The sequence below is a fragment of the Bacillus sp. FAU18 genome (assembly GCF_056033885.1).
Genome location: NZ_JBVYHZ010000003.1, coordinates 73,676 through 92,053 on the forward strand (window position 1 = coordinate 73,676; position 18,378 = coordinate 92,053).

Consider the following 18,378-nt stretch of genomic DNA (forward strand, 5'->3'; position numbering starts at 1 on the left):
TTTTTTGTCCTTTCGAAAAAATGGTGATCGCGCTAAACATTGATGCATACAATAACTTCAGTCCGCCGGAAGGGCGGGCTGTCTGCAAAACCTATTTTTCGTTTTTGCTAGTTTATGTTATTCTTATACTCGGTATCTATTTCTTTTTTCAAAGGCACACATGACAAAAGAAATCCTTTTTTTATTTCTGAGAAAAAAATGTGAAACGAAATGAAGGTTTCTTTCGTCCAGTGATTGGTTTCCAAATGGTTGTAATAAAAATGATATGGGGCGAAACATAAATATTCCGGCTTGCCGCGGTGTATTTATTGTTGTGTGATGCCTTGATTTTGTTTGGAAAGAAGGAATTGGAAGGCAGGATATAAAGAGCAGGTAAATATGAATGAAGAACTTAAAGTGTTTAAGAAAGTAGAGGTTGCCATGAAGAAACTTTTTTCTTACAAACTTAGCTTTTTTGTGCTGGCTGTTATACTGTTTTGGGCAAAAACGTATTTATCCTACAAGACTGAGTTTAATCTTGGGGTAAAAGGCACAACTCAGGAGATCCTCCTGATATTTAACCCATTCTCAAGCGCCGTCTTCTTTTTAGGACTGGCTTTGCTGGCGAAAGGGCGTAAATCAGCCATTATTATGCTGATTATCGATTTCTTGATGACATTTGTGTTATATGCAAATATTTTATTCTATCGTTTCTTTGACGATTTCTTGACGTTCCCGAACATTAAACAGTCCGGAAACGTTGGAAACATGGGAGACGGGATTTTCAGTATCATGGCCGGTCATGATATTTTCTATTTCTTAGATATTATCATTTTGATTGCGGTTTTGATCTGGAGACCTGAATTAAAAGAATACAAAATGAAAAAACGCTTTGCGTCTTTAGTGATCCTTTCTGGGATCGCACTGTTTTTCATCAACCTGCACTATGCGGAAAAAGACCGTCCGCAGCTGCTGACAAGAACGTTTGACCGCAATTATATCGTGAAGTATTTAGGTCTTTACAACTACACCATTTATGACGGTGTGCAGACGGCTCAAACAGAAACGCAACGGGCCTATGCAAGCAGCGATGATTTAACAAGCGTCGAGAATTACACGACGTCTCATTATGCGAAACCGAACGCCGAGTACTTCGGCTCTGCCAAAGGCAAAAATATCATTAAAATTCACCTTGAAAGCTTCCAGTCATTCCTGATTGACTACAAGCTAAACGGTGAAGAGGTGACGCCTTTCTTAAATAAACTTGCGCACGGCGGGGAAGATGTGACGTATTTTGATAACTTCTTCCATCAGACAGGCCAGGGAAAAACATCTGATGCCGAGCTGACAATGGATAACTCGATCTTCGGTCTTCCTGAAGGCTCCGCGTTTGTGACGAAAGGCGAAAACACTTACCAGTCGCTTCCTGCGATTTTAGACCAGAAGGAAGGCTATACAAGCGCCGTCCTGCATGGTGATTACAAATCGTTCTGGAACCGTGACCAGATTTACAAACATATCGGATATGACAAGTTCTTCGACGCAAGCACGTATGATATGTCAGATGAAAATGTGATTAACATGGGACTTAAGGATAAGCCGTTCTTTACAGAATCGATTCCAAAGCTTGAGTCTCTTAAACAGCCGTTTTACGCGCATTTGATTACTTTGACAAACCATTATCCGTTTAACCTGGATGAAAAAGACGCGTCTCTTAAAAAAGCGACAACTGGCGATAACACAGTTGACAGCTACTTCCAAACAGCGCGTTACCTTGACGAAGCGCTTGAGCAATTCTTCAAGGAGCTGAAGGAAGCCGGCCTGTATGACAACTCAGTCATCATGATTTACGGTGACCATAACGGTATTTCTGAAAACCATAACCGAGCGATGAAAGAGATTCTTGGAAAAGAGATCACAGATTATCAAAACGCACAGAACCAGCGTGTGCCGCTGATGATCCGCGTTCCTGGCAAAAAAGGCGGAGTGAACCATACGTATGGCGGCGAAATTGACGTCATGCCGACACTTCTGCACTTAGAAGGAATTGATTCTCAGAAATACATCAACTTTGGTACTGACTTATTCTCTAAAGACCACGACGATACAGTGGCATTCAGAAACGGAGACTTCGTAACGCCGAAGTACACATCAGTCGACAATATCATTTACGATACGAAGACTGGTGAAAAACTGAAAGCGAATGAAGAAACGAAGAATCTGAAAACAAGAGTGAACCAGCAGCTGAGCCTTTCAGACAGTGTCCTGTACAAAGACTTGCTGAGGTTCCATAAACTAAATGATTTCAAAGCCGTTGATCCGTCAGACTATCATTACGGCAAGGAGAAAGAAATCAAATAAGATGAAAAAGAGCCTTGAGCGGGCGCATTGCCTTCGCTCAAGGCTCTTTTTTTTGGTTATACAACCAACTTGAAAAAATAGATTCCATTTGGTCACCAAGGCTGGCTTTCTCTCATATCATTACAGTAGATTTTGAAACCGGATTGAAATCGGACAAATTATCGGGGAAATGCCTTGATAGATTGTGAAGATGTACCAGGTTTCGAACTCAATATTCATAGAGATGAGGGGTAGAGATGAAAGCGGTCATTCTCTGCGGCGGAAAAGGAACGAGAATGAGTGAAGTCACGAATGACATTCCTAAACCGCTCGCCATGATAGGCGGCAAACCGATTCTATGGCATATTATGAAAATTTATCAGTACTACGGAGTAAACGAGTTTATTCTGCTGTTGGGCTATAAAGGAGAAAAAATCAAGGAATACTTTCTCGACTATGAATGGAAGCACAACAGCCTGACACTCGACAGCTCTACGGGAGAGGTACAGATCCTGGGGCAGCCTGAAACGTGGAAAATTACGTTTTTGGAGACTGGGGAAGATACGCTGACAGCCGGAAGAATCTTGCAGGCGAAAGACTATATCGGTGATGAAACATTTCTGCTCACCTATGGGGACGGGCTGGCCAATATCAATCTTTTCCATCTCATCAGCTATCATCAGACAAAAGGTGCTGCCGCGACTGTCACCGGCATTGACAAAGTCTCGCAGTTTGGCACCTTGACAGTTGAGGACGGCATGGCGAAAACATTTTCTGAGAAGACATCAAGTGACGGAATCATCAACGGCGGATTCTTCGTTCTCAGTCCAAAGGTTTTCGAGTATTTGCCGAAGGACGGGAACGCGATGTTCGAAGATGAACCGCTGAAGAACCTTGCCAAAGACGGGGAGCTTGCTGTGTACCGCCATTATGGATTTTGGACGGCCATCGATACGTATAAAAATCTCTTAGAAGTCAACAAAATGTGGAATCAAGGACAACAAGTATGGAAGGTATGGTGAATCGATTTGAGTTTCTGGAAAAATAAAAACGTATTTGTCACGGGATGCACAGGTCTTTTAGGAAGCTATTTGGTGAAAGAGCTGATCGAACAGGGCGCAAACGTTACGGGGCTTGTCAGGGATCATGTGCCTCAATCCAATCTTTATCAGGGAGAACATATCAAGAAAATGAACATCGTGCGGGGCTCTCTTGAGGACTTGTCTGTGATTGAACGCGCGCTTGGCGAGTATGAGATCGACACGGTCTTTCATCTCGCTGCACAAGCGATTGTCGGCGTGGCAAACCGCAACCCGATTTCTACCTTTGAAGCGAATATCCTCGGCACATGGAATATTCTCGAAGCCTGCCGCAAGCATCCGTTAATTAAGCGGGTCATTGTCGCTTCAAGTGATAAAGCTTACGGCGATCAAGAAAACCTTCCATACGATGAAAACATGCCGCTGCAAGGCAAGCACCCGTACGACGTCTCAAAAAGCTGCGCAGATCTGATCAGCCACACCTATTTTCACACGTACGGGCTTCCGGTCTGCATTACGCGCTGCGGAAACTTATACGGCGGCGGAGATTTGAACTTCAATCGCATCATTCCTCAGACGATTCAGCTTGTGCTGAACGGGGAAGCGCCGGAAATCCGAAGCGACGGCACATTTGTACGGGACTATTTCTATATTGAAGACGCCGTTCAGGCTTATCTGCTTCTTGCAGAAAAAATGGAAGAAAACAATCTTGCCGGAGAGGCCTTTAACTTCAGCAATGAGATCCAGCTGACCGTACTTGAACTGGTAGAGAAAATATTAAAGAAAATGAACAGTAATCTGAAACCTAAGGTGCTGAATCAGGGAAGCAATGAAATCAAACATCAATATTTATCCGCGGAAAAAGCAAGAAAGCTGCTGAATTGGACACCGGCCTACACCATTGATGAGGGACTTGAAAAAACGATTGAGTGGTATACGGAATTCTTCAAAAAGTAATGTGAAACGAGGTGAACAAGACTGTGACCAGCGCGTATTGCACCGTTTTATCAAAAGGAAGATTATATCAGGCAGTCGCTTTGTTTAAGTCGTTAGAGCAAGTTGACCAAGACAGTCCCATTTTTATACTTTGCATGGATGAAGATACGCACCGCGTGTTACAGAAGCTGAAGATGAAGCAGCTGAACCTTGTGCCGGTGGCCGCTCTTGAAAATGAATTGCTATTGAAGCTGAAGGAAACTAGAGATCAAAGTGAGTATTGCTGGACGATGAAGCCGATCTTTCTGCAAGCTGTGCTGAACAGCAATCCTGAGCTGGAGCGTGTGACGTATATTGACGGGGATCTCTTTTTCTATGCAGATCCATCGCCGATTTTTGAAAACCAGCCGGACTGCTCGGTGCTGCTTTCACGGGGGGATATTGTAATCCCTTCTTTTGAGAAAGAGCAGATTGACATGCTGCAGCGTCTTTTAGGCAGATATAATTCCGGGTTTATCAGCTTCAAGCATGATGATGCAGGCACGGATTGCTTGGAGTGGTGGAAGGAACGCTGTCTTGAGGAATGCAAAAATGCACCGGGTGAAGGGAAATTCGGTGATCAAGGCTATTTGGATTATATGTCTGAGCTGTTTCCGAATGTGTGTGACATTACGACACCCGGCGTGAACATCGGCCATTGGAATTATGGGCAGCATACGTTTTCCTGGAAAGATGGCCGGATCGTGCTGGAGGATGGCAGTCCGCTGATCTTTTATCATTTCAGCGGATACCGAATCGTCAGCATCAATGAAATCAAACAGATTCATGAAACAACCCGCACAGATCTGCCGTTTGTGCATGAACTGTATCAAGAGACACTGCCGCATATCATTCAGCACATGAAAACGTTAGACCCTGAATTTAACGGTTTTGCTTCAAAAGATGACAACAAATAAATGAGTAAATACAGGAAGTGAAAATGAAGTGAAAGCAAGCGTTATTATTCCTGCATATAATTCAAAGGAGCGCCTTTACAACAGCCTTCTGTCATTAAACCAGCAGGAGTGCGATGAAGAATTCGAAGTCATTGTAGCGGACAATGGCTCTGAGGACGGGACGCTCTCGATGCTTGAGTCATTTCAAGCGGATTTTCCGCTGATCTTTACACGGATTAAAGAAAACAGGGGCATTGCGTACGGACGAAATCAGGCGCTTCGCAATGCCAGAGGAGACATCCTGATTTTCCATGACAGCGATATGCTTGCGGCAAAGGACCTTGTGGCAAAACATATTAAAGCCCATGAGAACGAAGAGAATCTCGTCGTGTGCGGGTTGTTTTGGAAACGGATCTACAGTTTTTATTATGAACGGTTTGAAGAAGAACATAAGGAACAGCTCGCAAAGCTCACAGATGAAATGCCGAAGAAAGACAAACAAAAGCTGCTGGAGGAAGCGGACATCAAAAACGGAAGCTTTCTTGATAAAAGCTTTGACCTCGATACCGACTTTATAGACGTGCTCAAGAAGATTTTAGATGAGTACGGCGATGACTTGAAAGGCTATCATATGCCATGGCGCTTTTTTATCACGAATAATTCCTCTGTGAAACGCAAGCATGTGGTTGACCTCGGTTTATTTGACGAAGGCATTGTACGGTACGGGTTTGAGGATTATGACCTCGGGATCAGGCTTCATCAGGCCGGATTGACCTTCAGGCTTCGTCGCGATATTGTCAGTGTTCATCAGGAACATCCAAGCAATTGTAAGTCTGTAGACGATATTCGGGCAAACATTGCCTATATGTGCGATAAATACAATAACATCCGCTCCTTAGACGTTCATCTCGCATTTAATGGGCCGTTCCCGCCTGACATGACGAACAGAATCATGGCTGATATTCAAAAGCTGCTGGAATCACAGAAATATGATATGCTGCTGAATCTGTTTCTTGAGCTTCTACATGTTGTTAAAGAGCGCAACATTGATCCGGATTGGAGAAAGAAATCCCCAAGGGTGACGGCGAAAAGCTTTGATTTACAAACTGTCCGCAAGCTTCTGCCGAAAGCGAAGAAAAAGCTAGGCGTGAACGATTTTGCCAACGCACTGTATGCGCTTGTCAACGATTTGCTGCACGTGGATCTTAGATCATTGGATGTGGTATAAGTGAGTACATTTCATTTTTCAACGATAGTGTCAAGGACACATATCTTTAAGCTCATGCCTATGATTCATTCTCTCCATGAGCATTGCGATGATTTTCATTTATATGTGCTGTGTGTCGACCGGAAAGCGTATGAATTGCTTCAGCACGTTCCATGGGAGCATGTAACCTTTGTGCAGCTGCATGAAATGGAAGACCCGGAGCTGCTGAAAGCGAAAAGCAACAGAACGTTTCATGAATATTGCTGGACGTTAAAGCCCGCCTTTTTGTTTCATGTGATGAGCAAGTGGGATGACGCTGAATACTTTGCCCATATGGATACGGATCTATTTTTCTTTTCTGATCCGGCACGTATTTTTGCAGAAAATCCAACGGCGTCTCTGTATTTGACTGATCATCGTAATTCGCCGCGCTTCATGTCCTACTACGACCGAACCGGACGCTTTAATACAGGCTTTGTCGGTGCCGGTAATACAAAGGAAGCATATGAAGCGGTGTGGCAGTGGAGACAGGACTGTATTGAATTTTGCACGGTCGAAATGGATACGGAACGAAAGACATATGGTGATCAAAGATATGTGGAGAAATGGCCGGCGCAGTTTAAAGGTGTTCATGTTGTCAAATCAATAGGAGCCAATACAGCGCTTTGGAATATCGAAAACTATAAGGTCGGGCAAAAGGACGGCCGCGTGTATATAGATGAAACGCCGCTGATTTTCTATCATTTCTCTGGGTTTACACTGGTGACAGAAAAAGAGTTTAATCTTTGCTGGTACTACCGGATTGAAGACGAAGCGACAATTGAGATGATTTATATGCCGTATATATTAAATCTGAAAAGATGGATTGATGAAATACAGTCGGCGTTTCCGGGCTTTGCGGATGGCTTTATCCCGAAGCATGCAGTGCCTGACACTCATTTTATCCAGCTGGATTAAAAACCCCCTGCCGCCTGGCAGGGGTTTTTTCAGCTATGCCATTCTCTCAGCTTCTGGTCACTCGGCAATAGGAAGGCAAGGATGCCGAGGACAGGGAGAAAGGCAATGGCGATCATCGTCGGGGTCAGTCCCGCTGCATCAATCAGAGCGCCCAGCGCCACAGCGCCGATTGCGCCCATCCCGAAGGCAAGCCCGACGGTTAAACCGGACATTGTGCCGATTTTTCCAGGAACTAGCTCCTGTGCGTAGACGACCGTTACAGAAAAGCTCGACATCAGAACCAAGCCAATCAATGCGAGCACGCCATAGGCGAGAACCGGGCCGGCAAATGGCAGCACAATCGCCAGCGGCGCCGAGCATAACAGCGAACCGAGGATAACGAAGCGTTTTCCAAAACGGTCTGCAAGCGGGCCGCCGAGAAACGTGCCGATTGCGCCGAACAGCAAGAAGACAAAAATATAGCTTTGTGCCTGCTGAATGCTTACGTGATAGGTATCCATCGCGTAAAACGTGTAAAAGTTACCGATCGCACTCGTATACCAAGAACGAGCAAAAATGAGAAATATAATAATAATAAGAGCAGATACAACAGATTTGGTGATGGCCGTGTTTTCAGCCGTTTTCTTTTGCTTGCCTGATTTCTGGGCAAGGCTGCCGAGACGTGAGGCGTACCATTTCGCGATATACATGAGAAACATAACAGCAAGCGCGGCGACAAGCGTGAACCAAACAGCGCCGAATTGCCCGAGCGGCACAAGGATCAGCGCGGTGATCAGCGGGGCCATCGCCTGGCCTGAGTTTCCGCCCACCTGATAAATCGACTGGGCGAGCCCGCGTTTTGTGCCGGCGGCCATATACGCCACACGGGAGCCCTCCGGATGGAAAATGGCCGAGCCTAATCCAATGAAAAACACACAGCATAGGATCGTTATGAATGACGGGGCAAATGCAAGGCCCAAAATGCCAAGCATGCTGGCGGTCAAACCGACTGGCAGCGCATACGGCCGCGGCCGTTTATCGGTATACCAGCCGACAACAGGCTGCATGACGGATGACACCATGTTTAATGTGAAAGCGATGATGCCAAGCTGTGTAAACGTCAGGCTCATGGAGCGTTCCAAAATAGGGAACATGGCCGGAATCACAGCTTGAAGCGAATCGTTGAGCATATGGCAAATTCCGATAATAATCAAAATCGGATACACCGTGGTGCCTGGTTTTTGAATTGTTTTTTCTTTTACCGGGGCGGCGATAGCCAATTGAGTCTCCTCCTTACATATATAACCAAAGCATACCACCATATTATTCATAAGGTGAAGAATTTATCAAGAGGAAAAAAGACTCTTATAAAAGAAATACCGTCAGCCTGATTAGCAGCTGACGGTATTTTCGATATTCAAAATGTGATATAGCTCTTCAAGCTTACGAATCTCATAGGTTGGTATGATCTCTGGCACATTCGGCTTCATGTCAGGGTTCATCCAGCAAGTATCAAGCCCGGCGAGCTGTCCGCCTTTGATATCAGCAGTTAGTGAATCCCCGATGATTAATGTGTGCTCTGCTGAAAATTGAGGAATCCGTTCAAACACGTAATCGAAATATTCCTTCATTGGCTTTTGGAAGCCTGTGTCTTCAGAAACGAAAATGTCCTTGAAGAATGGAAATAATCCTGAATCACGGAGACGCTTATATTGTGTGTTAGACACACCGTTTGTCACGATGTACAAATCATACTGTTGCTGCAGATTTGAGATGAGATCAAATGCACCGTCAATAAGCTGATGTCCTTCTTCAAGAAAGCGGCGGTATTTTTGCTCAAGCAAAGCGCCGTCTGCTTTGTAACCGTACTCCTTGAGCAAAGCGGAAAAACGCGTGTTTACGACTTCATCCCGTGTCATCTTACCTTCTTCAAAGGCTCTCCAGAGACCTTGATTGATGGTTTTATACTGCGCCTTCATGTCATTTGTTAAAGGAATGTTCTGATTTTCAAACAGCAAACGCAGGGCTAAAGCTTCTGCCGCTTGAAAATCAAGGATGGTATCATCTACATCAAATAATAAAGTGCGGTATTGTTTCATCTGTGTGTCTCCCTTTCTCATGCGTACTCAAAGTATAGCACATAAAAAAAGGAAAAAGCCGGCGGGTGAGGCACCGCCGGCTAAAAAGAGATTATTTGTTTAATAAGCTGTGTTTTCTCGAATATAGGAAATAAACCAGCGTTCCGACAGCGATCCAGATGACAAATGAAAGCCATGTGACGCCGGGAAGGCTGTACATGAACCAAAGGCAGATGCCTGCGCTGATAATCGGCACAACCGGAACGAACGGCACTCTGAAGGACGCTTTGATTTCAGGATGTTTCTTTCTTAGCACAATGACAGCAATAGATATGACCGTAAACGCGGCAAGTGTTCCCATGTTCACCAGGTGGGCCAGCGTTCCGAGGTTAATAAAGCCGGCGATTCCCGCTGCAACGATCCCTGTCAGCCACGTGTTGCGGAACGGGGTTTTAAATGACGGATGAACCTTTGCGAACAATCCAGGCAGAAGGCCGTCTCTGCTCATGGCAAATGTCAAACGAACCTGAGCGTACAGCAAAGCGAGCATCACCGTCGTAATCCCGATAATCGCACCGACAGAAATAATTCCGGCAACAGCGTCCTGTCCGACAAATTTCAGCGCAAAGGATACAGGATCTCCGACATTCAATTTGGCATAAGGCATCATGCCTGTCAGCACAAGCGATACCGCGATGTACAGAACCGTACAGACGGCTAGAGCTGAAATAATGCCGACGGGCATGTTTTTTTGCGGATTTTTTACTTCCTCTGAGGCGTTAGAAACCGCGTCAAACCCAAGATACGCGAAGAATACAGTGGCAGCGCTAAGAATGACGCCTTTCATCCCGAATGGCATAAAAGGAGACCAGTTGTCCGGTTTCACATAGCCGATACCGACAATAATGAACAATAAAATGATCGCGATTTTCATCAGTACGATGACGTTGTTAAAGCGTGTGCTTTCCTTGACGCCTCTGCTGACAATCGCAGTGATGAGGAGAATGATCACCGCAGCCGGAAGATTAAATACGGCGCCCGCCGTGCTTCCCGGCGCTCCTGTCAGTGCAGCCGGAATATGAAGATTGAAGCCGGCAAGCAGTGATTGAAAGTATGAAGACCAGCCGGTGGCAACCGCTGACAGTGCAATGACATATTCAAGCATGAGATCCCATCCGATCAAAAAGGCGAGCAGCTCTCCAAGTGTCACGTATGAGTATGAGTACACGCTTCCCGAAATCGGAATGGAAGACGAAAACTCAGCATAACAGAAAGCAGCCAGCGCACAGGCGAGCCCCGCTAAAATAAACGATATGATGAGGGCGGGACCTGCACCGGTCGCTGCCACTGTTCCTGTAATGACAAAAATCCCTGTACCGATGACACAACCGATACCGAGCAAGGTTAAATCAAATGCGCTTAACGTACGGGCAAGGCTTTTTGACTTGCTCTGCGCACTCAATGTTTCAAGCGGTTTTTTTCTAAATAATGAACTCATCAAAAGTTCCTCCTGAAAATATTCAAAATATTCTAATCATTATATACAGTTCTTGTTGTATTATATTGTCGAAATTTGACGCAGTCAATAAAATATTTTTCTGCTTTAAATGATAGAAGCGAAACAGCGTTGTCGTATCATAGGATAGTAATTTTTACTAATCGTATATTCAATTTTATGCAAGATGAACCGATAGAAAAAATAGATTCGCCCATATTTTGATTTGCGGTTATAAAGGAGATGCTGACCATGTTTCAATATGAAGAGTTGAATAAACAGTTTATCGGCGGGAAATGGCAGGAGGGCAGCAGCCCAAATGTATTGGAAAACAAAAATCCTTATACTCAAAAAACATTCACAACATTCCGTAAAGCGACTGCTGACGATGTAGATGAAGCGTATCGGGCAGCGGCGCTGGCAAAGAAAAAATGGGATGCGGTCAACCCGTTTGAGAAAAGAACCATTTTAGAAAAAGCCGTCACGTATATTGAAGAAAATGAAGAAGCCATTATTTATTTGATTATGGAGGAGCTAGGCGGTACAAGGCTCAAAGCGGCTTTTGAAATCGGACTTGTCAAAAACATCATGAAAGAAGCGGCAACGTTCCCAATCCGCATGGAGGGGAAAATTCTTCCGTCCACAATAGATGGCAAGGAAAACAGATTATATCGCGTGCCGGCAGGCGTTGTCGGTGTCATCAGTCCGTTTAACTTCCCATTCTTTTTATCTATGAAATCAGTGGCGCCTGCACTCGGAGCCGGCAATGGCGTTGTGCTAAAGCCGCATGAGGAAACGCCGATTTGCGGCGGAACGCTGATTGCGAAAATTTTTGAGAACGCGGGAATTCCAGAGGGACTGCTGAATGTTGTTGTCACAGACATTGCTGAAATCGGCGACAGCTTCGTTGAGCATCCAGTGCCGCGGATCATCTCATTTACCGGTTCTACGAAAGTCGGCAGCTACATCGGACAGCTTGCGATGAAGCATTTTAAAAAGCCGCTTCTTGAGCTTGGCGGGAACAGCGCCTTCATCGTACTTGAGGATGCAGATATAGAATATGCGGTCAATGCGGCGGTGTTCAGCCGATTTACACATCAAGGACAGATTTGCATGTCAGCCAACCGCGTGCTTGTTCATTCTTCTATTTATGACAAGTTCCTTGAGCTGTACCAGGCAAAAGTGGAATCGCTGAAAGTCGGCGACCCAATGGATCCTGATACGATTATCGGGCCATTAATCAACAGCAGACAGACGGACGGGCTGATGAAGACTGTTGAGCAAGCAATTGAAGAAGGCGCTGTACCAGTGAAGCTTGGCGGATTTAATGGGACGATCGTGGAACCGACGATCTTAAAAGACGTCAAACCGTTCATGAGCATTGCCAAGGAAGAGCTGTTCGGACCAGTCGTCTCCTTTATGAAGTTTGATTCAGAAGACGAAGCGGTGGATATCGCAAACGAAACCCCGTTTGGCTTGAGCGGTGCCGTTCATACGTCAAATCTTGAGCGCGGCGTGGCTTTTGCGAAACGCATTGAAACAGGCATGATTCACGTCAATGACACGACCATCAATGATGAACCGAATGTAGCCTTCGGCGGTGAAAAGCAATCAGGCCTCGGCCGTTTAAACGGTGAGTGGAGCCTCGAAGAATTTACAACGCTGAAATGGATCTCGGTCCAGCACGAAAAACGCAGCTTCCCTTATTAATGAAAAGGAGTGAATGGAATTGACCATAAATACGGAAAAAGAAACCGCAGATATTCTGGACGCATTTATCAAAGTAGCCCCTTATTTAAACAGCCTGGTTCAGGATGATATTACAATCGGCATTTATGATACGGAAAAACTGCTCGTGAATATACCGGCCAAAACCTTTTCGCTGAACGTAAAAGCCGGCGATCCGCTGCAGGAAGGGGATATCATCACAGATGCCATCCGCAGCAATCAGAAGAAGACGAGCATGGTTCCGAAAGAATTGTTCGGCTTCCCATTGATCGCGCGTGCCATCCCGCTGCACGACGAGAATGGAAGAGTCATTGGAGGCGTCGGCCTCGGAACGAGCCTTGAGGAGTCGTCAAAGCTGCATGATGTGGCGGAAAGCTTATCTGCTGTCGTTGAACAAACAGCCGCGGCTATTTCCGACATTTCTGAATCAATTAACGGGTTTTCAACTCAAATGTCGGGCATTTCCTCTCAGGCGAAAAAAGTAAGCGAAAGCGCCGGTGAAATCGCCGATATTTCAGTAACTGTTAAAGGCATCTCGGACCAAAGCAATCTGCTCGGCTTGAATGCCGCGATCGAAGCGGCAAGAGCAGGGGAGTCCGGAAAAGGATTCTCTGTCGTCGCAGATGAGATCAGAAAGCTAGCGACGCATTCAAAAGAAAATGTCGGTCAAATTGACCAGATTACGAAAAAAATCCACAGCCTGCTGAAAGGGCTGGAGGAATCCATTGAGTCGATTAATCAGCATACAGACGGACAAGCCGCTGCCGTTGAACAAATTTCCGCCACGATGCAGGAGATTTCAGGAAGCGCGCAGCATCTTGCAAAAATGGCTGAAAAAGCGCTTGAGGAAGAGTAAGAGACCGGGGACAAATGTCCCTGGTCTTTTTCTATCCTGCATTTCCATGAAATTTGTCTGACGTTTTACTAGTTTTATTCCAGCGGCTGATTTAAAATGTACACATGAACTTACGTGAGGATTGATAGGAAACATGAGCATATTAAAAGCGGAAAATCTTTATAAAACATACGGAGATAAAACATTATTTGACCATATCTCCTTTCATATTGAAGAGAATGAGAGAATCGGATTAATCGGGCCAAACGGAACAGGCAAATCAACGCTGCTGAAAGTGATTGCCGGCTTGGAATCTATCGAAGAAGGAGAAATCACGAAATCCGGAAGCGTGCAGGTCGAATTTCTTCATCAAGACCCGGAGCTGCCTGCGGGGCAAACAGTGCTGGAGCATATCTATTCCGGTGAATCGGCTGTGATGAAAACCTTGCGTGAATATGAAGAAGCGCTGTATGAACTGGGGAAAGATCCCGAAAATGAACAGCGCCAGAAACACCTGCTGGCAGCACAAGCGAAAATGGACGCAAACAATGCATGGGATGCAAACACCTTGGCAAAAACCGTATTGTCTAAGCTGGGCGTCAACGACGTAACAAAACCGGTCAATGAGCTCTCAGGCGGCCAGAAAAAACGGGTGGCCATTGCCAAAAACTTAATTCAGCCCGCTGATCTGCTCATTTTGGACGAGCCGACAAACCATTTGGATAATGAAACGATTGAGTGGCTTGAAGGGTATTTAAGCCAATATCCCGGCGCCGTCATGCTGGTGACGCACGATAGATATTTCTTAAACCGTGTCACCAACCGCATTTATGAGCTTGAAAGAGGCAGCCTCTACACGTACAAAGGCAACTATGAAGTGTTTTTAGAAAAACGCGCGGAACGGGAAGCGCAGGCTGAGCAAAAGGAAACGAAGCGGCAAAACCTGCTGCGCCGCGAGCTGGCCTGGCTCAGACGAGGAGCGAAAGCCCGCTCCACAAAACAAAAGGCGAGAATTGACCGGGTAGAGTCGCTTAAAGAGCAAAAAGGTCCTCAGTCATCAGGTTCACTCGATTTTGCCATTGGCTCGCACCGTCTCGGAAAACAGGTTATTGAAGCGGAGAACGTCATGATCGCTTATGACGGCCGCATGCTCGTCGACCGTTTTAATGAACTTGTCATACCAGGTGAACGGATCGGGATCATCGGGCCGAACGGCATCGGGAAAACAACGCTGTTAAATGCCCTTGCCGGCCGTCATACGCCGGACGGAGGCGATATTACGATCGGACAGACGGTCAGAATCGGCTACTATACTCAGGATCATAGTGAAATGAACGGTGAGTTAAAGGTCATTGACTATATAAAAGAAACGGCGGAGGTCGTAAAAACGGCAGATGGCGATATGATTACAGCTGAACAAATGCTCGAGCGTTTCCTCTTCCCGCGTTCGATGCAGCAGACGTATATCCGCAAGCTGTCCGGCGGGGAAAAGCGCCGTTTATACTTGCTTCAGGTTCTCATGCAGGAGCCGAATGTCCTGTTTCTCGATGAACCGACGAACGATTTGGATACTGAAACATTAAGCGTTCTTGAGGATTATATTGACCAGTTCCCAGGCGTCGTCATCACCGTATCCCATGACCGCTATTTCCTTGACCGCGTCGTCGACCGTTTGATTGTGTTTGAAGGAAATGGCGTCATTTCCCGCTTCCAAGGCTCCTACAGCGACTATATGGAGGAGTCAAAAGCGAAAAAAGCGGCCCCAAAACAGGCAGCTGAGGAAAAACCGGCCGAAGCTGAGCCGAAGAAAAAACGGAAAAAGCTTTCTTACAAAGATCAGCTTGAATGGGACGGCATCGAAGATAAAATTGCCCAGCTGGAAGAAAAGCATGAACAGCTCGAAGCTGACATCGCCGCAGCAGGCAGTGATTTTGGCAAAATCCAAGAGCTGATGGCCGAGCAGGCGAAAACTGCGGAAGAGCTTGAGGCTGCGATGGACCGCTGGACAGAATTGTCCCTCATGATAGAAGAGCTGGAAAGCTAAAAAGCGTGGCCGCAGCAGGCCGCGCTTTTTTTCACATAATGGACAAAAACGAACCGGCCTGCTTATGTTAGGATAAAATTGTGTGTCAGCGGCACATGGAAAACTAACGGAGATGATGAAGTATGACATGGGCGATCGTGATGTTAATTCTCATGAGTCTGGTGAAAATCGTATTAACCTGTCTTCCTACAGGCGTCATAGAATGGCTGCTCGGCAAATTTGAAGTGCACGCCAAGCTGAGTGACGAAAATGCGAGTCTCTCTCTAGATGGAAAACGCCTCGAGGGTGCAGAGAAGCAGAAAGTGATTGATCAATTTAACGAAGCTATCTTCCTGGAAAAATATTATATCTATCCAGGTGATGAAGAGCGTTATTTACATCCGGAAAACGGCGGCACGCCGCTGGTGATAGATACAAAAAAAGGAAAAAAAGACGTGAAGCTGTTCGTGTACCGCTACGACGACCATATCGACGTCGTGAAACAGTACAAGAAGAAAGTGATCGCGTATCGAGTGCTTTCTGAAAGCCTTCAAAAAGAGTCTCTGTCAGTGGCGGGAAGTTTAGCTTAAACAGGAAAGTGAAAGACGGGTGCTTTATGCTACTCGTCTTTTTTATTGCTTTTTAAAACTTAACGTTTACGTTAAGGTTCAAAAGGTGTATAATGGTAACAGAAACGGCGAAGGGGGATTTACCTTGGAATGGATGAAGATTGATCAAGTGGCCAAAAGAAGCGGACTGACAAAGCGGACCATCCGGTTTTATGAAGAAATCGGCTTGATTCCGGCGCCGAAACGGACAGACGGCGGTGTAAGGCTTTATTCAGAGGATGATATGGAGGAGCTTGAGAAAGTCATCAGCACAAAAGAGGTGCTCGGTTTTTCCCTTCAGGAGCTTCAGCATTTCATGGAAACCAGCCGCCAGCTAGAGTTAAACAAAGAGGGGTATTTGTTGTCACTGGATCCTAAGGAACGGAAAGAAAAACTGGAGGAAATTCAGGAAACCCTGAATCACCAGCTGGATTTGATTGATGAGAAAATCCGCACATTCCAAAGCTTTAAAGAACGCCTGCAAGGCATGAAAAATAAAGCGGAACGCGCCATTCAATCAATCGAATGAAAATTTGCCAAACGCTATTTTTGTAGCGTTTCTTTTAATGGAATAAAGATGGAGGTCAGGTCAAATGGATAAGACAACACAAGTGAATCAGAAAACAGGCTTGATCAGCCAGCCGAAAGCGGTATGGGCTGTCGCGTTTGCCTGTGTGATTTCTTTTATGGGAATCGGGCTGGTCGATCCAATTCTTCCGGCCATTGCCGCACAATTACATGCTTCACCTAGTGAAGTATCACTCTTGTTTACAAGTTATTTGCTTGTAACCGGATTTATGATGTTTTTCTCAGGAGCCATTTCCAGCCGCATCGGCGCGAAATGGACGTTAATTCTCGGACTTATTTTTATTATTGTCTTTGCAGCGCTTGGCGGAAGTTCAAGCTCAATAGCTCAGCTTGTCGGTTATCGCGGCGGCTGGGGGTTAGGTAACGCCTTATTTATTTCAACAGCGCTTGCAGTCATCGTCGGCGTATCAGTCGGAGGAAGCGCCCAAGCGATTATTTTGTATGAGGCTGCGCTCGGTCTCGGGATTTCCGTCGGGCCGCTTGCAGGCGGAGAGCTTGGAAGCATTTCATGGCGCGCGCCGTTTTTCGGAGTATCTGTCCTGATGTTTATTGCGTTAATCGCGATTTCTTTCATGCTTCCGAAATTGCCGAAACCGGCGAAACGCGTCGGTGTGTTTGATGCGATGAAGGCGCTCAAATATAAGGGCCTTTTAACGATGGCGGTATCGGCATTCTTATACAACTTTGGATTTTTTATTTTGCTTGCTTATTCTCCGTTCGTTCTGGATTTAGATGAACACGGTCTTGGATATGTCTTCTTCGGCTGGGGCCTTCTGCTGGCGATTACGTCAGTCTTTACGGCGCCGCTCGTGCACAAAGCGCTGGGCACAGTGCGTTCGCTCGTCGTTCTCTTTATCGCCTTTGCGGCCATTCTCGTTATTATGGGGATCTGGACAGACCATCAGACTTTGATTATTACATGTATCGTTGTCGCTGGTGCTGTCCTCGGTATGGTGAATACGATCATGACAACCGCTGTGATGGGTTCTGCGCCGGTTGAACGTTCAATCGCGTCTTCAGCCTACAGCTCAGTCCGCTTCATCGGCGGCGCGCTCGCTCCGTGGATTGCGGGAATGCTGTCAGAACACTTCACCGCAAGCACACCATATACAGTAGGAGGAATCGTCGTTTTTGTCGGCATGCTTGTCCTTCTCATGGGACGTAAACATCTTGCTGGGATTAAGGCGGGGCATTAATAACGAAAGACACTGCGCATATGCAGTGTCTTTTTTTAATCGTGGAATCTTCCCATTACTACCGTATTGTAGTAATTTCCGTCAGAAAGCAATTTCTCCTTTTTTAAGATTTCTTTTCGTTTGTTTCCAGGACATTCAGTGAGATTTTTTTAACTCCGTTGATGGTTCATGCTGTAGAGGGGACGTTTGCCATGGATAAGGCAAAGCCTGACGAATATGATCAGAAGTGTTTACAGGTGCTCTATCATTACATACACAGCATCATGAAAAACAGCTTTTCGGTTGAATGGTTCACCGCATGGGCTGATGAGGAAGACTATGAGCTTTCTGGCAAAAAAGAGCTGACACTTGATGAATTCACATCTCCATTGCAGCTCATTTTAAAAGACAGAGAGCTTTTGAGAATCGTTCAGAAAAAATGGCAGTAAAAAACCCGCCCTTCATCAGGCGGGTT

At 45.8% G+C, this 18,378-nt stretch carries 16 protein-coding genes and 1 pseudogene; 13 read left to right on the top strand and 4 right to left on the bottom strand.

Annotation, left to right across the window (positions count from 1 at the left end):
* Positions 1–420: 420 nt before the first annotated feature.
* The 6 genes from ltaS1 (at position 421) to AC0OMU_RS00580 (ending at position 7,394) form a co-directional block, all read left to right on the top strand.
* On the top strand, positions 421–2,340 hold the full coding sequence (gene ltaS1, locus AC0OMU_RS00555) for a lipoteichoic acid synthase LtaS1 (RefSeq protein ID WP_003243930.1): 1,920 nt from the start codon (positions 421–423) through the stop codon (positions 2,338–2,340).
* 236 nt (positions 2,341–2,576) lie between these two features.
* A complete protein-coding gene (locus AC0OMU_RS00560; protein ID WP_070548693.1) occupies positions 2,577–3,341 on the top strand; it encodes a glucose-1-phosphate cytidylyltransferase in 765 nt (254 codons plus the stop codon).
* A 6-nt stretch (positions 3,342–3,347) separates the two neighbouring features.
* A complete protein-coding gene (locus AC0OMU_RS00565; RefSeq protein ID WP_367148001.1) occupies positions 3,348–4,316 on the top strand; it encodes a GDP-mannose 4,6-dehydratase in 969 nt (322 codons plus the stop codon).
* Between the two features lie 23 nt (positions 4,317–4,339).
* Positions 4,340–5,251, top strand: coding sequence for a putative nucleotide-diphospho-sugar transferase (locus AC0OMU_RS00570; protein WP_017695588.1), 912 nt, complete (start codon positions 4,340–4,342; stop codon positions 5,249–5,251).
* Positions 5,252–5,279: 28 nt separating this feature from the next.
* Positions 5,280–6,458 (top strand): glycosyltransferase family 2 protein, encoded by a 1,179-nt coding sequence (locus AC0OMU_RS00575; protein ID WP_015383062.1) that lies wholly within the window; start codon positions 5,280–5,282, stop codon positions 6,456–6,458.
* On the top strand, positions 6,459–7,394 hold the full coding sequence (locus tag AC0OMU_RS00580; protein WP_474240825.1) for a hypothetical protein: 936 nt from the start codon (positions 6,459–6,461) through the stop codon (positions 7,392–7,394).
* Positions 7,395–7,423: 29 nt separating this feature from the next.
* On the opposite strand, the gene AC0OMU_RS00585 is transcribed toward AC0OMU_RS00580, so the two are convergent.
* The 3 genes from AC0OMU_RS00585 to AC0OMU_RS00595 all read right to left on the bottom strand — a co-directional run bounded on the left by AC0OMU_RS00585 (position 7,424) and on the right by AC0OMU_RS00595 (position 10,949).
* A complete protein-coding gene (locus tag AC0OMU_RS00585; RefSeq protein ID WP_474240826.1) occupies positions 7,424–8,653 on the bottom strand; it encodes an MFS transporter in 1,230 nt (409 codons plus the stop codon).
* Between the two features lie 111 nt (positions 8,654–8,764).
* Positions 8,765–9,472: a YjjG family noncanonical pyrimidine nucleotidase gene (locus tag AC0OMU_RS00590; protein ID WP_474240827.1), complete on the bottom strand. Its 708-nt coding sequence runs from the start codon at positions 9,470–9,472 to the stop codon at positions 8,765–8,767.
* A 91-nt stretch (positions 9,473–9,563) separates the two neighbouring features.
* On the bottom strand, positions 9,564–10,949 hold the full coding sequence (locus AC0OMU_RS00595) for an amino acid permease (RefSeq protein ID WP_003233771.1): 1,386 nt from the start codon (positions 10,947–10,949) through the stop codon (positions 9,564–9,566).
* 249 nt (positions 10,950–11,198) lie between these two features.
* Between AC0OMU_RS00595 and yfmT the strand changes: the two genes are divergently transcribed.
* The 6 genes from yfmT to AC0OMU_RS00625 all read left to right on the top strand — a co-directional run bounded on the left by yfmT (position 11,199) and on the right by AC0OMU_RS00625 (position 17,924).
* Positions 11,199–12,656 (top strand): benzaldehyde dehydrogenase, encoded by a 1,458-nt coding sequence (gene yfmT / locus AC0OMU_RS00600; protein WP_015482939.1) that lies wholly within the window; start codon positions 11,199–11,201, stop codon positions 12,654–12,656.
* 469 nt (positions 12,657–13,125) lie between these two features.
* Complete coding sequence (locus AC0OMU_RS00605) at positions 13,126–13,530, top strand: methyl-accepting chemotaxis protein (protein WP_369888597.1); 405 nt, start codon at positions 13,126–13,128, stop codon at positions 13,528–13,530.
* A gap of 133 nt (positions 13,531–13,663) precedes the next feature.
* Positions 13,664–15,553, top strand: coding sequence for an ABC-F family ATP-binding cassette domain-containing protein (locus AC0OMU_RS00610; RefSeq protein WP_474240828.1), 1,890 nt, complete (start codon positions 13,664–13,666; stop codon positions 15,551–15,553).
* A 122-nt stretch (positions 15,554–15,675) separates the two neighbouring features.
* Positions 15,676–16,122, top strand: a complete 447-nt coding sequence (locus tag AC0OMU_RS00615) for a YfmQ family protein (protein WP_003243426.1) — start codon at positions 15,676–15,678, stop codon at positions 16,120–16,122.
* 124 nt (positions 16,123–16,246) lie between these two features.
* On the top strand, positions 16,247–16,669 hold the full coding sequence (locus AC0OMU_RS00620) for a MerR family transcriptional regulator (protein WP_014476107.1): 423 nt from the start codon (positions 16,247–16,249) through the stop codon (positions 16,667–16,669).
* A gap of 64 nt (positions 16,670–16,733) precedes the next feature.
* The gene (locus AC0OMU_RS00625) at positions 16,734–17,924 is read left to right on the top strand and encodes an MFS transporter (protein ID WP_474240829.1); all 1,191 of its coding nucleotides are present in this window, start codon (positions 16,734–16,736) and stop codon (positions 17,922–17,924) included.
* A gap of 35 nt (positions 17,925–17,959) precedes the next feature.
* Here the strand turns inward: AC0OMU_RS00625 and AC0OMU_RS00630 are convergent.
* Positions 17,960–18,084, bottom strand: a pseudogene (locus tag AC0OMU_RS00630) (GNAT family N-acetyltransferase); the annotation flags it as partial.
* Between the two features lie 31 nt (positions 18,085–18,115).
* Between AC0OMU_RS00630 and AC0OMU_RS00635 the strand changes: the two are divergent.
* The gene (locus AC0OMU_RS00635) at positions 18,116–18,352 is read left to right on the top strand and encodes a hypothetical protein (RefSeq protein ID WP_047183543.1); all 237 of its coding nucleotides are present in this window, start codon (positions 18,116–18,118) and stop codon (positions 18,350–18,352) included.
* The last annotated feature ends 26 nt before the right edge of the window (positions 18,353–18,378 follow it).

Coding starts and splice junctions, on each gene's coding strand:
- yfmT (WP_015482939.1), top strand. CDS start 11,199: ATGTTTCAATATGAAGAGTTGAATAAACAGTTTATCGGCGGGAAATGG.
- ltaS1 (WP_003243930.1), top strand. CDS start 421: ATGAAGAAACTTTTTTCTTACAAACTTAGCTTTTTTGTGCTGGCTGTT.
- AC0OMU_RS00625 (WP_474240829.1), top strand. CDS start 16,734: ATGGATAAGACAACACAAGTGAATCAGAAAACAGGCTTGATCAGCCAG.
- AC0OMU_RS00605 (WP_369888597.1), top strand. CDS start 13,126: ATGTCGGGCATTTCCTCTCAGGCGAAAAAAGTAAGCGAAAGCGCCGGT.
- AC0OMU_RS00615 (WP_003243426.1), top strand. CDS start 15,676: ATGACATGGGCGATCGTGATGTTAATTCTCATGAGTCTGGTGAAAATC.
- AC0OMU_RS00635 (WP_047183543.1), top strand. CDS start 18,116: ATGGATAAGGCAAAGCCTGACGAATATGATCAGAAGTGTTTACAGGTG.
- AC0OMU_RS00595 (WP_003233771.1), bottom strand. CDS start 10,949: ATGAGTTCATTATTTAGAAAAAAACCGCTTGAAACATTGAGTGCGCAG.
- AC0OMU_RS00610 (WP_474240828.1), top strand. CDS start 13,664: ATGAGCATATTAAAAGCGGAAAATCTTTATAAAACATACGGAGATAAA.
- AC0OMU_RS00590 (WP_474240827.1), bottom strand. CDS start 9,472: ATGAAACAATACCGCACTTTATTATTTGATGTAGATGATACCATCCTT.
- AC0OMU_RS00560 (WP_070548693.1), top strand. CDS start 2,577: ATGAAAGCGGTCATTCTCTGCGGCGGAAAAGGAACGAGAATGAGTGAA.